This window comes from Flavobacterium sp. UBA4197 (assembly GCF_002379575.1).
Taxonomy (GTDB): domain Bacteria; phylum Bacteroidota; class Bacteroidia; order Flavobacteriales; family Flavobacteriaceae; genus Flavobacterium; species Flavobacterium inviolabile.
The window spans coordinates 115,453-129,013 of the sequence record NZ_DFUB01000032.1 but is presented as its reverse complement, the minus strand read 5'-3'; the positions used below and the strand labels follow the sequence as shown (position 1 = coordinate 129,013).

The following is a 13,561-nucleotide window of genomic DNA, read 5'->3' as shown; positions in this document are numbered from 1 at the left end:
TGAAGTTTGATATTATCACCATGCAAAATTATATTGATCAGCTTAACGAAGCCCAGCGTGCGCCGGTTTTACAGAAAGACGGGCCTATGATTGTGATTGCCGGAGCGGGCTCAGGGAAGACCAGAGTATTAACCATTCGTATCGCTTACCTGATGCATCAGGGAGTTGATTCGTTTAACATATTGGCCTTAACCTTTACAAACAAAGCCGCAAAGGAAATGAAAGTGCGTATTGCCAGCATTGTTGGAAACAGCGAAGCCAAAAACTTATGGATGGGAACATTCCACTCGGTTTTTGCTAAAATCCTGCGTAGTGAAGCCGACAAACTGGGATATCCTTCCAATTTTACCATTTATGATTCTCAGGACAGTGTGCGTTTGATAGGACAGATTATCAAAGAGATGCAGCTGGATAAAGACGTGTACAAACCCAAACAGGTTTTGGGCAGGATTTCGTCGTATAAAAACAGCCTGATTACCGTTAAAGCCTACTTTAACAATCCGGAATTACAGGAAGCCGATGCGATGAGTAAAAAACCGCGTATGGGCGAAATCTATCAGAACTATGTTGAGCGCTGCTTTAAATCGGGCGCGATGGATTTTGATGATTTACTATTAAAAACAAACGAATTACTGACGCGTTTTCCGGATGTTTTAATGAAATACCAGGATCGTTTCCGCTATATACTGGTGGATGAGTACCAGGATACGAACCACTCCCAGTACCTGATTGTACGGGCGTTGTCCGACCGTTTTCAGAATATTTGTGTGGTAGGGGATGATGCGCAGAGTATCTATGCCTTCCGTGGGGCGAACATCAACAACATCTTAAACTTTCAGAAAGATTATGAAGGCGTAAACACCTATCGACTGGAACAGAATTACCGTTCTACCCGTAACATTGTGGAAGCCGCAAATACCATTATCGATAAAAACCAGACCAAACTGGATAAGGTGGTTTGGACGGCAAACGATTTTGGACCAAAAATTAAAATCCATCGCAGTTTAACCGATGGTGAAGAAGGACGTTTTGTAGCCGGTACTATTTTTGAGCAAAAGATGCAGCATCAGATGAACAACAATCAGTTTGCGATTCTGTACCGTACCAATGCGCAATCCCGGGCAATGGAGGATGCGCTCCGTAAAAGAGATATTCCGTATCGTATTTACGGAGGATTGTCATTTTACCAGCGTAAGGAAATCAAGGATGTATTGTCCTACCTTCGATTGGTTATCAACCCGAAAGACGAAGAAGCTTTGGTACGTGTTATCAATTATCCGGCAAGGGGAATTGGCGGCACGACCGTAGAAAAATTAATCATAGCGGCGAATCATTACAAACGTTCCATTTTTGAAGTAATGGAACATATTGATAAAATTGATTTAAAACTAAACTCCGGAACCAAAGGCAAACTGAAGGATTTTGTAACGATGGTTAAAAGTTTCCAGGTAATTAATGAAACCCAGGATGCTTTATATCTAACCGATTATGTTGCCAAAAAGACCGGATTGATCCAGGAACTGAAAAAAGACAGCACGCCTGAAGGTATTGCCCGAATTGAGAATATCGAAGTTTTGATGGGCGGTATCAAAGATTTTATTGAAGGACAGAAAGAAGTAGACGGAGCCCGTGGTGCGTTATCGGAATTTATGGAAGATGTGGCTTTGGCAACGGATCTGGATAACGATACCGGCGATGACGACCGTGTAGCGCTAATGACCATTCACCTGGCAAAAGGACTGGAATTTCCAACCGTATTTATTGTAGGGATGGAAGAAGACCTGTTCCCGAGTGCGATGAGTATGAATACCCGTAGTGAACTGGAAGAGGAACGCCGGTTGTTTTATGTAGCCTTAACCAGGGCAGAACACCAGGCTTACCTGACCTATGCGCAATCGCGTTACCGCTGGGGGAAACTGGTTGATAGCGAGCCGTCCCGATTCATTGAAGAAATAGACAGCCAGTATTTGGAATACTTAACACCGGTGGAAACCAATTACCGTTATAAACCGACAATTAATGCCGATATTTTTGGCGATGTGGATAAATCCAAACTGCGACTGGCAAAACCGATTGCCGGAACGCCACCCAAATATATAACGGATAACGAGGAACCGAAAATGGATAGAAATATCCGTAAGCTGAAACCGGTTTCGGGTAATGTACCAACATCCGGAAGTGCCAATCTGGCCAATAACGCCCTGAATGTAGGGAATGTGGTTATGCACGACCGGTTCGGAAAAGGACAGATCCTGAACCTGGAAGGCGTTGGAGCCGATAAAAAAGCGGAAATTAAATTTGAAGTAGGCGGAATCAAAAAACTATTGCTGCGTTTTGCGAAACTGGATGTAATAGGGTAAATTTATAAAAAATGGAAACAGCAACACAACATGATGCAACAGGATTACTCATCTGGCAGGTTGTTATAACAGCCGTGTTTTTTGGGTTAGGCCTTTTATTGTTCTACTATTTCAAACGAATGAAGCAGAAAAATAAAGAACACAACGATAAGCCCCAATAATGTTTAACCGTAAAAGCTATAAGCATGGCAGAATTTATTAAAATTTACCCAGAAAATCCCAATCCGGCAGCTGTTGCCAAGGTTGTGAAAATTTTAAAAGATGGCGGATTAGTCATTTATCCAACCGATACGGTTTATGGATTGGGCTGTGATATTACCAATTCGAAAGCTTTGGAGCGGATAGCCCGGATTAAAGGCATCAAACTGGATAAAGCCAATTTTTCATTTGTTTGCTGTGATTTGAGCAATATTTCCGATTATGTCAAGCAAATCGATACGGCTACCTTTAAAATATTAAAACGCGCTTTACCGGGACCGTACACCTTTATTCTTCCCGGTAATAACAACCTGCCGAAAGAGTTTAAAAAGAAAAATACTGTGGGTATCCGGGTGCCGGACAATGCTATTGCCCTGGATATTGTTCGCTTGTTGGGGAACCCGATCGTATCGACATCCATTCATGATGACGATGAGGTTATTGAATATACAACCGATCCGGAATTGATTTTTGAGAAATGGCAGAACCTGGTCGATGCGGTAATAGACGGTGGCTATGGGGATAATACCGCTTCCACGGTGATTGATCTTTCAGGCAGTGAACCGGAAGTTATCCGTGAAGGAAAAGGAAGTCTGGATGTGTTGTAGTTATTCTTGTTTTTTGGCAAAATCTTTGTTTATACGATAATATATCATACCTTAGCGTAAGAAAAATTAAGCCAAATCGCTATAAACAGCTATACAAAGTGCTATTCTTAATTTAAATATTTAATTGGTTATTAAAAAAAAAAATTAGGGATACATAAAAGCAGGTCTTTCGGACCTGCTTTTTCTATTTATAGGGATGGTGTTAAAAACAATTAGTTTTTACCAGCCATGTTTTTCATTTCTTTTTCGATCATATCATAGAACTGATCGATTTTTGGAAGGACAACAATTCTTGTTCTTCTGTTTTTAGCTCTGTTATCAGGCGTGTCATTATCTGCTAAAGGCACATAGAAACTTCTTCCGGCAGCGATTAATTGTTTTGGATTTACACCCAAATCTTCCTGTAATACTCTCACAATAGAGGTAGCTCTTTTAACAGATAAATCCCAGTTGTCAATTAATACGGCATTTTTGATAGGCACATTATCCGTGTGTCCTTCAACCATACATTCAAAATCCGGTTTGCTGTTAACTACTTTCGCTACTTTCGCTAAAACTTCTTTTGCTCTGTCGCTCACTACGTAGCTTCCGCTTTTAAATAATAATTTATCGGCAATAGAGATGAATACAACTCCTTTTTCTACATTGATCTGGATGTCCGGATCGCTGATACCCACCGAGCTTTTTAAACTGGTAACGATAGCAAGCGTTACACTGTCTTTTTTCGTTAACGCATCCTGAAGACGGGTAATTTTTAAATCTTTTTCTTTAAGACTTTCCAAAGATTTTTCCAGGTTTTGAGCACCTTTTGAAGATAAAGTGGTCAAATTCCCCATGTTATTAATTAAATCGGAGTTGTTTTTCTTTAAAAAGTCAAGTTGTCCCGCCATAGCGTCTTTTTCAGTTAAACAAGAATTTAACTTAACGGTACACGTGTTTAAAAGGTCCTGAATTTTTTTATTTTCTTCTTCTAATGATGCAATTTTTTTCTTTGAACCACAAGAGGTCAAAGTGATTGCAAGTACTGAAAGGGCAATAACGATTTTTTTCATAAAATGATGAATTTATAGGAATTACAAATTTACTAAGATTTTACTGCGGGTTAAAGTTTAAAAAGATAAACTAATGTTAAATCTTATTTATCAAAAAACCTGCCATTTTTTAAGTAATAGCGATAAACTATTGACCTGGTCCGGTAATAATTTTCAGACTGAATGGCATTTCTTTTTTGTAATGACTTGTTAATGAACAGGTAAAAGTAGTAATGTGATTTTAGAATAGCCCAGGTATGTTTGAATTTTCCCTGGAAAAAAAAGCGCACTCCGGCAATTCCATCCAGCGATAACCGGGTAAAAAGGGTAGGGAACAATTGCTTTTTGGGTAAATTTTTAGTCATCATCCACAGGGAATTCCTGAAATTCAGGAATGTTTTACGGGGATTTCCGGTATTCAGCGTTGCGCCGCCCACGTGGTATACGGTAGAAAAACCGCAGTATTTTGCCGTATAGCCTTTGTTAAAAGCACGCCAGCACAAATCGATCTCTTCCTGGTGTGCAAAGAAATCGGAATCAAAACCGTTTAATTCCCGGAAAATATTTTTCCGGATAAACATACAGGCACCGGATGCCCAGAAAATTTCGGTTATGTCGTCATATTGACCTTTATCGGCTTCAACGGTATCAAAGATGCGGCCACGGCAGTATGGAAAGCCGTATTTGTCAATATAACCGCCGGCAGCACCGGCATATTCAAAATGTGTTTTCTGTTTGTAATCCAGTATTTTCGGCTGGATAATCGCTGTTTGCGGTTCCCGCTCAAAAAGTGCAAGTATCGGTTGCAGCCAGTTCTCCGTTACTTCAATATCGGAATTTACCAGCGCATAAATCTCTTCTTCTACCTGTTTCAGGGCTTTATTATAACCTCCGGCAAAGCCAAAATTACGACTGTTGCTAATGATTTTTACCGTAGGAAAGTGCGCTTTTACATAAGCAACAGACGTATCGGTTGAGGCGTTATCGGCCACATAGATAGTTGCTTCGGGCGAATGGTGGATCACGGAGGGTAAAAAATGTTCCAGTAATTTTACGCCATTCCAGTTTAATATGACTACAGCTGTTTTTTTCAAAGTATACGCTTTATTTAGGATATAAAATCGGGCAGTTCCCGAAGGAACCGATACTCTTGTTTTTCATAATCCATCCGGCAAAAATAATGATTTAGTCCGTTGGTTACCATTAAATAATCGGCCGCTAGCACCATATTGTACCGGGCAATCTGGTCGAAAGTGCCCTGTGTAATGGCTACTTCGGGAGCTTTGCATTCTACTAACAGGAAAATCGAACCGTCTGGTTTAAAAACTACCGCATCGTAACGTTTGGTTAAACCGTTAATTTTGATGACTTTCTCTACATTAATAAAGGATTTGGAATAGTTCTTTTCCAGTAGTAAAAACTGAACGACATGCTGGCGTACCCATTCTTCCGGTGTGAGCTGGATAAATTTTTTACGAATCTCATCAAAAATAGCCACTTTATTTTCACTATTTTTGAACCGGAAGGAATAGGGCGGAAAATTCAATTTTTGCATAGCACAAATATAATTTGAAGTTTTTAATTTCCCGACAACTGTTAAAGAATCTATTTTGGACGAAGTATTAAAAATCATAAAGGATATAAAGGCAGGCGACATCAAACCCATCTATTTTTTGATGGGAGAAGAACCGTATTATATCGATAAGCTGGCAGGATATATTGAAGATAATATTTTATCGGAAGATGAAAAAGGCTTCAACCAGATGGTTTTGTATGGACGCGATGTGACGGTAGAAGAGATTGTATCGAATGCGAAACGTTACCCGATGATGGCGGACCGCCAGGTGGTGATTGTAAAAGAAGCACAGGAATTATCCCGGACCATCGACAAACTGGAAAGTTATGCCGAAAATCCGCAGCCTACAACGGTTTTGGTAATCTGTTACAAATATAAAACGCTGGATAAGCGTAAAAAAGTGACCAAAGTACTGGATAAGGCCGGAGTGGTTTTTGAAAGTAAAAAACTATATGAAAATCAGGTAGGCGACTGGTTAAAACGCGTTTTATCCGGGAAAGGCTATCAGATTGAACCCAAGGCGGCAGCAATGCTTGTGGAATTTTTAGGTACTGATCTAAGTAAGATTTCCAACGAATTGGACAAACTGGCGATCATTTTACCAAAAGGAAGCACGATCACACCAAAAGTCATTGAAGAAAATATCGGTTTCAGCAAAGACTACAACAATTTCGAATTGCGAAAAGCCATAGGGGAAAAGAATCAGCTGAAAGCCTATCAGATAGCCGATTATTTTGCACAAAATCCAAAAGACAATCCTTTGGTTGTTACGACCGGATTAGTGTTTGGCTTCTTTTCGCAGTTATTGCAATACCACGGACTGAAAGATAAAAATCCGGCTAATGTGGCGAAAGTTTTAAAGGTCAATCCGTATTTTTTAAAGGATTACGATGTGGCGATTAAGAATTACCCGATGAAAAAAGTGAGTCAGATCGTAGCGATACTGCGTGATGTGGATGTGAAAAGTAAGGGAGTGGGTGCTAATGCGTTACCGCAGCATGATTTACTGAAAGAGATGCTGGTTAAGATTTTTAATTAACACTTCATAAACGCTACCACACTGATATTATTACGATATTTGGCGTTCAAAATAAAAAAGATTATGGGAATGAATAAAAATACCATCTTAGGATGGGCAACGTTAATCATGGTTATCATGGGATTTTTACTGATTGGCTTGGGAATTTTCAGATACAGTGAAGTTTCAGGCTGGGGATTCGCAGCGGTAGGAATTGGCTTTTTGGCGAATGCATGGGTTTTTAACGCCCTTAAAGGAAGGGTATAAAACCATAATAAGAAATCCGATAAGCGTTCATGTAGCGCTATTCTATATAAAAAACAAACCCGGAACAAGTTACTTGTTTCGGGTTTATTTTTTTGGATTACCGGATAACGAAAAGCTAATAGTAATCCAATTGGCGGATTACAATTGTTTCCGGATTTTTGTCGCTTTTAGCGTCGTAAACCAGCATTTTGGTCCAGTTGTTTGAACGGTCAAAAGCTAAATACCGGTACTCTTTAAAAGAAGTGATTACTCCTTTTGAATCGGTTGTTTTATGCGACAGTAACTGATTGTCTGTATTGTAAGTCAATACCGCTGAAAATTCCCCGGTAACAATATTGTCTTTATAGACCCGATAGGAGACATGTTGTACCCGGTTATTCCGGTATGTTGTTTTTCCTTCATTGATTTTTTTACCATCGGCATCCTTATTAACAGATTCCACTATGGTAGGCGACAGCCAATTCATCGTTATGGTCTGCAGTAACTTACCATCGCGATCATAGATTTTTTCAGTTCCAATTTTATTGTTTTTATAGGAAGGAACCAGTTTCATAATGATAGTGCCTAAACTATCGGTAACGACCATTTCGGTATATTTACCTTCTTCATCAAATAAAAATAACTGGTTGCCTTCTGTATGGGCAGCTCCGTTTACCCATTGATCGTTTATTAATTTGGGGCGATATGAATGCTCCCGGGTGCTTTTTACACGACCGTGAAGTCCATGCTGCAGTTGGGCAAATGAAGGCAGTGCCATAAAACATAGCAGTATCAGTAACAATCGGTTGGTCATGCAGTTGCTGGGTATTTCAGTTTGAACTCTTTCTGAAACGAAGATATAAAAAGGAGCGTAATCCCGACTGTTTTTAGACCACTATCTCAAACAGGCTGGAAGAACCGTCTTTATAATGTTCCGGCAGATCATCTGTGGCGGGATATTCAAAAACGCCTAAATAGTTGAAACCGCACTGGATATAATAATTGTTCAGTTTGTCGTTACCACTTCCGGTATCCATGCGGATGTATTCTTTTTTGTTCTCTTTAGCAAACTGTTTTGCCCAGGCTACGATATGTTTAACAAAACCATTGCCACGAAACTGCGGATTGGTGGCGATGCGGTGAATATAAATTGCCGGATCCCGGTCTTTTTCCTGCCAGATAAACGGATCATTATAAGTAATGACAAATACACAGGCAATCTCACCGCCAATTATCATTTTCCATTGGCGGTTTTCCCGGATCTCGGTTTCGACCAATCCGCGTTCAAAACCTTTCCAGTGTTTTTCGGCGACACTTTTCTGGTAGTCGGTTCCGGCTTCATACAGCTGAAAGATAGTGTCTATATCCTGAAGGGTACTAGTTGCAATAATCATAATTATACAGATTGAGTTGGAATGCTAATGTAAGATAAATAGGATTATTGTAGTGAAATTTGTGATTTTTTTATTAAATATAATAATGTGTGTGATATTTGTAAAATAATTGTTTATGATTAGCCGACAGGTAAAAAAGAAAAACCATCTTAAAAAGATGGCTTTACAATTATTGGCGATTAACTCAAATCTGCTATTTCGGCTGTTGGTGCATTCGTTTTTACCGATTCAATTCCGTTATCACGATTGCTGGCGTTTTCATACATTTGGCTGGTACCGATTATTTCACCGTTTGCTGCTTTCAGATTAAAATAGGATTTTCCGTTTGTTGCCGTTCTCCGGTCGTAACGGGAATCTAACGGCGCATTGTTTTTTACGGAATTAATCCCGTTCTGGCATCCGGATTTTGTTGTATACCCTTCGCTGGTAAGAATAATTTGCCCGTTAGCGGCTTTTAAATTGAATTGGAATTCCCCATTGATCCTTTTTTTAATTTCAAATTTTCCCATTGTTATTTTTTTAATGTTATGAGGAACAAGATTACTTCGGAATTAGCGGTAAGCCTTACGGGTTTCCGTAAAAGTGATCGTGAATAAACAACGGGAAAAGGATAACGGACTGCTTGAAAGACTACTTAAAACGGTAGCCGATACCGATTCCCATATTCCACTTTCCGTTTTGTGTGGCGGTTTTGGCATTGTAATAAAACGGAAGCTGTAGGGCTACTTTTCCATAGCAATAGGTTAATCCGGCGCCTAAGTTTGGCGTAACAAAAGCATTTTTAGGTTCGGAATGGTCTTCTTTAAAACGCAGGGATGGAAGCATTCCTAATAATAACTTTGACTTTCCGTTTGTATAACTGATATTCGGACCGACGAAATTTAAGTAAGCTCCTTTGTCTACATAACCGGCAATTACAGTACCTTCAAACAGGGAAAAGCCAATTTTGGAGCTTGGATTGGTATTGGTTTTGGGCTCGTTGTTTTGGGCGTTTACAGACGGACACATAAAAGCGATTGCAAACAGGAAGCAATAAATAGTTTTCTTCATTTTCTTAAAATGCTGTATTATTCGATAGCGGGGGCGAATTTAGCACTTCAGGAAAAAGAAGATTTTGATCCTGTTATAGGTTAATTAAAATATGTAATAAGGGTTGAAAATTTTGTAATTAACGGAATCTGCGGTATTGAGGATAGCTGTTTACTTTTTCAGAAAGGCCATTCCCCGCGAAGCCGGCCAGACTTCCTGAAAACCGTATTGTTCATACAAACGGTAAGCATCACCGTCGGCAATCAGACTGATATAGCAGGAAGCAGGCAGTGATTCGTCAATAAAAGCTTTTAACTGCTGCATGATCAGTTTGCCCAATCCTTTTTTCTGGTGATCCGGCAATACACAGATATCCACAATCTGGCAATGGCAGGCACCGTCACCGATAATTCGTCCCATCCCGACAGCCTGGTTATCGTTTTCGGTATCCATAATGACCACACTGCACACCGAATGGCGCAATCCTGTTTCGGCGACTTCCGGTGTTTTAGGGCTTAATCCGCTGGACACGCGAAGGTGGATATAGGTTTCCGGACTAACGTCCTGATAAACGGCTTTGTATTTCATGGCACTCTGGAAAGTTTTTTGTTTAAGAATGGTTGGAGTATATGCTGTTAAAAGCAGCCGGATAAAGATAAATCAAAAAGTAATAACTGCGATTATACAGTTGTAAATGGATAATATGATTAATAATAACAAGAATATGCTGTTATTTTTTTATCTTTAAGTCACTGTTAACTGTTTTATTTTGAATTATTTACCCCTAAAAAATAAAAATTATGGAAACAACGACTACTAATGACATCAAAAAGCAACAAAAAACACTTAAAACTCTATCGTCCATATTCGCGTTATTTGCCTGGCTGGTAGCGCTTGGAACAATTATCGGTACCGGTTATCTGTTGTTTACTCCCAGAGGTATTGGCGCCTGGATATTACCGGCTTTTACATTTATTGCAGGATTCCTGATTTTCCTGTTTTTATATGCTTTTGCCAAAATCATAAACATCTTAATTGAAATCAGCAACCGATGAAAAAGTGCCTGATCTACTTCGTAAGCGCTGTTGTATTGATTTCCTGTGCGGATAAAAAAGACAGCGAAAGTGAAACAACAGATGTTGTTTTGGTGGGTGGCGGGATAATGAGTGTAACATTAGGAACCATGTTAAAAGAACTGGATCCCGGATTGTCGGTAGCGATGTATGAAAAATTAGATGCCGTCGGACAGGAAAGTTCGGCTGCATGGAATAATGCCGGTACGGGGCATTCCGCTTTGTGTGAGCTCAACTACACACCGGAATTAAGTGACGGTACGATAGACATTCATAAAGCTGTGGAGATTAACGAGTCTTTTGAAATTTCAAAAGAGTTTTGGTCTTATCTTGTACGGGCTAAAAAAATTGGTCCGCCGCATTCGTTTATCAATCCCACGCCACACATGAGTTTTGTAACCGGTGAGAAGAATGTTACCTATCTGAAAAAGAGGTTTCTGGCGCTGCAAAAAGCACCGCTTTTTACCGGAATGGAATTTTCGGATAATCCGGAGCAAATCAGCAAATGGATTCCGTTGGTTATGAATGGGAGGGATGCTTCCCAAAAAATAGCGGCAACCAAAATCGATATCGGTACCGATGTTAATTATGGTGCACTAACGCAGGAACTGACGGCAAATCTGACCAGGTCTGCCAAAACATTCCTGAAAGTGAATCATCAGGTGACTAATTTTAAAAGGAATAAAGACGGTACCTGGAAGGTTTATGTAAAAGACCTGACTACCAATCAGACCAAAACCATCAACGCCCGTTTTGTTTTTATTGGTGCCGGTGGTGCGACATTGCCGCTGCTTGAAAAAACACATATCCCGGAAGCCAAAGGCTACGGCGGTTTTCCGGTTAGCGGAGAATGGCTGGTGTGTAACAATCCTGAGATTATTGCACAGCATCAGGCTAAAGTTTACGGTATGGCCTCGGTTGGCTCACCGCCTATGTCTGTGCCGCATCTGGACACCCGTATCATCAACGGCAAAAAGGAGCTGCTTTTCGGACCTTTTGCCGGCTTTACGCCGAAGTTCCTGAAAAACGGTACCTGGACTGATCTTCCGGAATCTTTTAATTTTTATAATATCCGCCCGATGCTGGAAGCCGGACTGGATAATGTACCGCTGACAAAGTACTTGCTGGAACAGGTTGTTTTAACACCCGAACAGCGTCTGGCCGCTTTAAAAGAGTATTTCCCCAAAGCAAAAATGGAAGACTGGGATCTTCGAATTGCCGGACAGCGGGTTCAGGTTATTAAAATTGACCAGTCTACACAAGGCGGTATTCTGCAATTCGGAACGGAGGTCGTTACGGCTTCCGATGGAAGTGTGGCGGCTTTACTGGGCGCTTCTCCCGGGGCTTCAACTTCGGTATCGATTATGCTGAAAGTCATCGAAAAATGTTATGCCGAAAAACTCAAAACACCGGAATGGCAATTGAAAATCAGAGAAATGATTCCTTCTTATGGCCAAAAACTATCTGATAATATCCCGTTAGCAAATGCAATACGACAAAAGAACTGTGAAACACTGGGAATTGTCTGGAAAGAGATTGCGGAGTAGCAAAAAGCAAGAGGCAAGGAGTAAGCTTGATGGTGTAGAAAAGGAAGTAGCAAAGGGCAAGAGGCAAGGAGCAAGCTTGATGGTGTAGAGAAAGGTAAAAAGCAAAGGGCAAGGGGCAAGGAGCAAGGAGCAATTAGCAAGGAGCAATTAGCAAGGTATAAGAATTTTTAAATCAATAATCAGGCAATTACCAACTTTATGTATCACTATAAGGTTGGTAATTGCCTTTTTTATTTTTTTGCCCTTTGCCTTTTACTAATTGCCCTTTGCTAATTGCCACTTATCAATTCTTTATAAAAACGTTAAATTCAACTTAAAAAGTATTATATATGTATTCAACTACGTAGTTTTGTATTGTAAATAAAAATACTATGAAAACAGTTATTAAACCTATAAAAAACGAATATTCAAATGCAGCTGTCGATTTGATTTTAAGCATTCAGCAAAAGGAGTTTAACGTGCCCATTACTTTAGAAGATCAGCCGGATTTGCTGGCGATTGACCGTTTTTATTATACTGATGGCGGGGGCTTTTGGGGTGCTTTTATCGGTGAGGAACTGGTAGGTACTATTGCTTTGGTAAAATATGCCGATCAAGAAGGTGCCATCCGGAAAATGTTTGTTAAAAAGGAATACAGAGGTAAAGAGCTGGCGATTGCCCAGCAATTATTAGAGATCTTAATTGCCTATAGCAAAGAAAATGGTATAGAACACTTATATTTGGGAACCGTTTCAATATTGGAAGCAGCTTTACGTTTTTACGAACGTAACCATTTTGTCCGTATTGAAAAGGAAGCACTGCCGGAACAATTTCCGTTAATGAGTGCCGATAATGTATTTTGTCATTTAACGCTAAATCAGGTATAATGAATATTATTGATGAATCGGGTATTTTAGCCATATCCACAAGACTACAGCGTCTTAGTGAACAGTTGCGTAAAGATGGCGCCTTAGTATATAAGGCTTTCGGTATTGCGTTTGAACCCAAGTGGTTTCCGGTTATTTACACGCTTCATCATAAAGAAGTATTGAGTGTAGTGGAAATAGCGAACGAAATTGGCTATACCCATCCGTCAACAATAAGCCTGTTAAGAGAACTTGAAAAACAAAAGCTGATCCGCTCTAAAAAGGACAAAATAGACGAACGCAAACGTCTGATTTTGCTCACGGCAAAAGGACAGGAACTCATTGAAGAAATGAAACCCGTTTGGGAGGTTATCAGTACGGCGCTGAATGAAATAGCCGACAATCAGAACAATTTATTAAAAGCCATCAACGAAGCCGAAAGTAAAATAGCGAATCAGAGTTTTTTACAAAGGGCGATGCAGTTGAAAGAGGGGAAATAAGGGCAAAAAGCAAGAGGCAAAAAGCAAGAGGCAAGATGTAGGAGGTTAGAAGTATGATATATTAAGGGTTACTTCAAACCTCAAATATCAACCCTCTTCAATATAAGAAGTTAGAAGTACGATATATGAATGGTGT

The 13,561-nt window shown here is 39.9% G+C and carries 17 protein-coding genes; 9 read left to right on the top strand and 8 right to left on the bottom strand.

Annotated features, from left to right (window positions below):
• The first annotated feature begins 20 nt into the window (after positions 1 to 20).
• Genes B3394_RS16475 through B3394_RS16465 form a run of 3 tightly spaced genes read left to right on the top strand, consistent with a single transcriptional unit; the run spans position 21 to position 3,166 of the window.
• Positions 21 to 2,360, top strand: coding sequence for an ATP-dependent helicase (locus B3394_RS16475; protein WP_177734653.1), 2,340 nt, complete (start codon positions 21 to 23; stop codon positions 2,358 to 2,360).
• Between the two features lie 11 nt (positions 2,361 to 2,371).
• Complete coding sequence (locus B3394_RS16470; protein ID WP_286927260.1) at positions 2,372 to 2,521, top strand: hypothetical protein; 150 nt, start codon at positions 2,372 to 2,374, stop codon at positions 2,519 to 2,521.
• Positions 2,522 to 2,545: 24 nt separating this feature from the next.
• Complete coding sequence (locus B3394_RS16465) at positions 2,546 to 3,166, top strand: L-threonylcarbamoyladenylate synthase (RefSeq protein WP_177734651.1); 621 nt, start codon at positions 2,546 to 2,548, stop codon at positions 3,164 to 3,166.
• A gap of 212 nt (positions 3,167 to 3,378) precedes the next feature.
• On the opposite strand, the gene B3394_RS16460 is transcribed toward B3394_RS16465, so the two are convergent.
• The 3 genes from B3394_RS16460 to B3394_RS16450 form a co-directional block, all read right to left on the bottom strand.
• Positions 3,379 to 4,218, bottom strand: coding sequence for an OmpA/MotB family protein (locus tag B3394_RS16460; protein WP_177734650.1), 840 nt, complete (start codon positions 4,216 to 4,218; stop codon positions 3,379 to 3,381).
• Between the two features lie 83 nt (positions 4,219 to 4,301).
• Entirely contained in the window at positions 4,302 to 5,291 is a 990-nt protein-coding gene (locus B3394_RS16455; protein ID WP_286927259.1) for a glycosyltransferase family 2 protein, read from the bottom strand.
• Positions 5,292 to 5,305: 14 nt separating this feature from the next.
• On the bottom strand, positions 5,306 to 5,752 hold the full coding sequence (locus tag B3394_RS16450; protein WP_286927258.1) for a type I restriction enzyme HsdR N-terminal domain-containing protein: 447 nt from the start codon (positions 5,750 to 5,752) through the stop codon (positions 5,306 to 5,308).
• Positions 5,753 to 5,807: 55 nt separating this feature from the next.
• Here B3394_RS16450 and holA point away from each other — a divergent pair, with 55 nt between their 5' ends.
• Positions 5,808 to 6,812: a DNA polymerase III subunit delta gene (gene holA, locus B3394_RS16445; RefSeq protein ID WP_177734647.1), complete on the top strand. Its 1,005-nt coding sequence runs from the start codon at positions 5,808 to 5,810 to the stop codon at positions 6,810 to 6,812.
• 63 nt (positions 6,813 to 6,875) lie between these two features.
• Positions 6,876 to 7,058, top strand: a complete 183-nt coding sequence (locus tag B3394_RS16440; RefSeq protein WP_177734646.1) for a CAL67264 family membrane protein — start codon at positions 6,876 to 6,878, stop codon at positions 7,056 to 7,058.
• A 115-nt stretch (positions 7,059 to 7,173) separates the two neighbouring features.
• On the opposite strand, the gene B3394_RS16435 is transcribed toward B3394_RS16440, so the two are convergent.
• The 5 genes from B3394_RS16435 to B3394_RS16415 form a co-directional block, all read right to left on the bottom strand.
• Positions 7,174 to 7,851: a hypothetical protein gene (locus B3394_RS16435; protein WP_286927256.1), complete on the bottom strand. Its 678-nt coding sequence runs from the start codon at positions 7,849 to 7,851 to the stop codon at positions 7,174 to 7,176.
• Positions 7,852 to 7,924: 73 nt separating this feature from the next.
• On the bottom strand, positions 7,925 to 8,431 hold the full coding sequence (locus B3394_RS16430; RefSeq protein WP_286927254.1) for a GNAT family N-acetyltransferase: 507 nt from the start codon (positions 8,429 to 8,431) through the stop codon (positions 7,925 to 7,927).
• Between the two features lie 179 nt (positions 8,432 to 8,610).
• On the bottom strand, positions 8,611 to 8,940 hold the full coding sequence (locus tag B3394_RS16425) for a YegP family protein (protein WP_177734643.1): 330 nt from the start codon (positions 8,938 to 8,940) through the stop codon (positions 8,611 to 8,613).
• A 121-nt stretch (positions 8,941 to 9,061) separates the two neighbouring features.
• The gene (locus B3394_RS16420; protein WP_286927252.1) at positions 9,062 to 9,481 is read right to left on the bottom strand and encodes a hypothetical protein; all 420 of its coding nucleotides are present in this window, start codon (positions 9,479 to 9,481) and stop codon (positions 9,062 to 9,064) included.
• A gap of 150 nt (positions 9,482 to 9,631) precedes the next feature.
• A complete protein-coding gene (locus B3394_RS16415; protein ID WP_286927250.1) occupies positions 9,632 to 10,048 on the bottom strand; it encodes a GNAT family N-acetyltransferase in 417 nt (138 codons plus the stop codon).
• 212 nt (positions 10,049 to 10,260) lie between these two features.
• On the opposite strand from B3394_RS16415, the gene B3394_RS16410 reads away from it, so the two are divergent.
• The 4 genes from B3394_RS16410 to B3394_RS16395 all read left to right on the top strand — a co-directional run bounded on the left by B3394_RS16410 (position 10,261) and on the right by B3394_RS16395 (position 13,425).
• Complete coding sequence (locus tag B3394_RS16410; RefSeq protein WP_286927195.1) at positions 10,261 to 10,515, top strand: hypothetical protein; 255 nt, start codon at positions 10,261 to 10,263, stop codon at positions 10,513 to 10,515.
• On the top strand, positions 10,512 to 12,080 hold the full coding sequence (mqo, locus tag B3394_RS16405; protein ID WP_286927193.1) for a malate dehydrogenase (quinone): 1,569 nt from the start codon (positions 10,512 to 10,514) through the stop codon (positions 12,078 to 12,080). Before B3394_RS16410 ends, mqo begins: the two co-directional genes overlap by 4 nt.
• Before the next feature lie 371 nt (positions 12,081 to 12,451).
• A complete protein-coding gene (locus tag B3394_RS16400) occupies positions 12,452 to 12,946 on the top strand; it encodes a GNAT family N-acetyltransferase (RefSeq protein ID WP_286927191.1) in 495 nt (164 codons plus the stop codon).
• Positions 12,946 to 13,425 (top strand): MarR family winged helix-turn-helix transcriptional regulator, encoded by a 480-nt coding sequence (locus B3394_RS16395; protein WP_177734638.1) that lies wholly within the window; start codon positions 12,946 to 12,948, stop codon positions 13,423 to 13,425. Before B3394_RS16400 ends, B3394_RS16395 begins: the two co-directional genes overlap by 1 nt.
• The last annotated feature ends 136 nt before the right edge of the window (positions 13,426 to 13,561 follow it).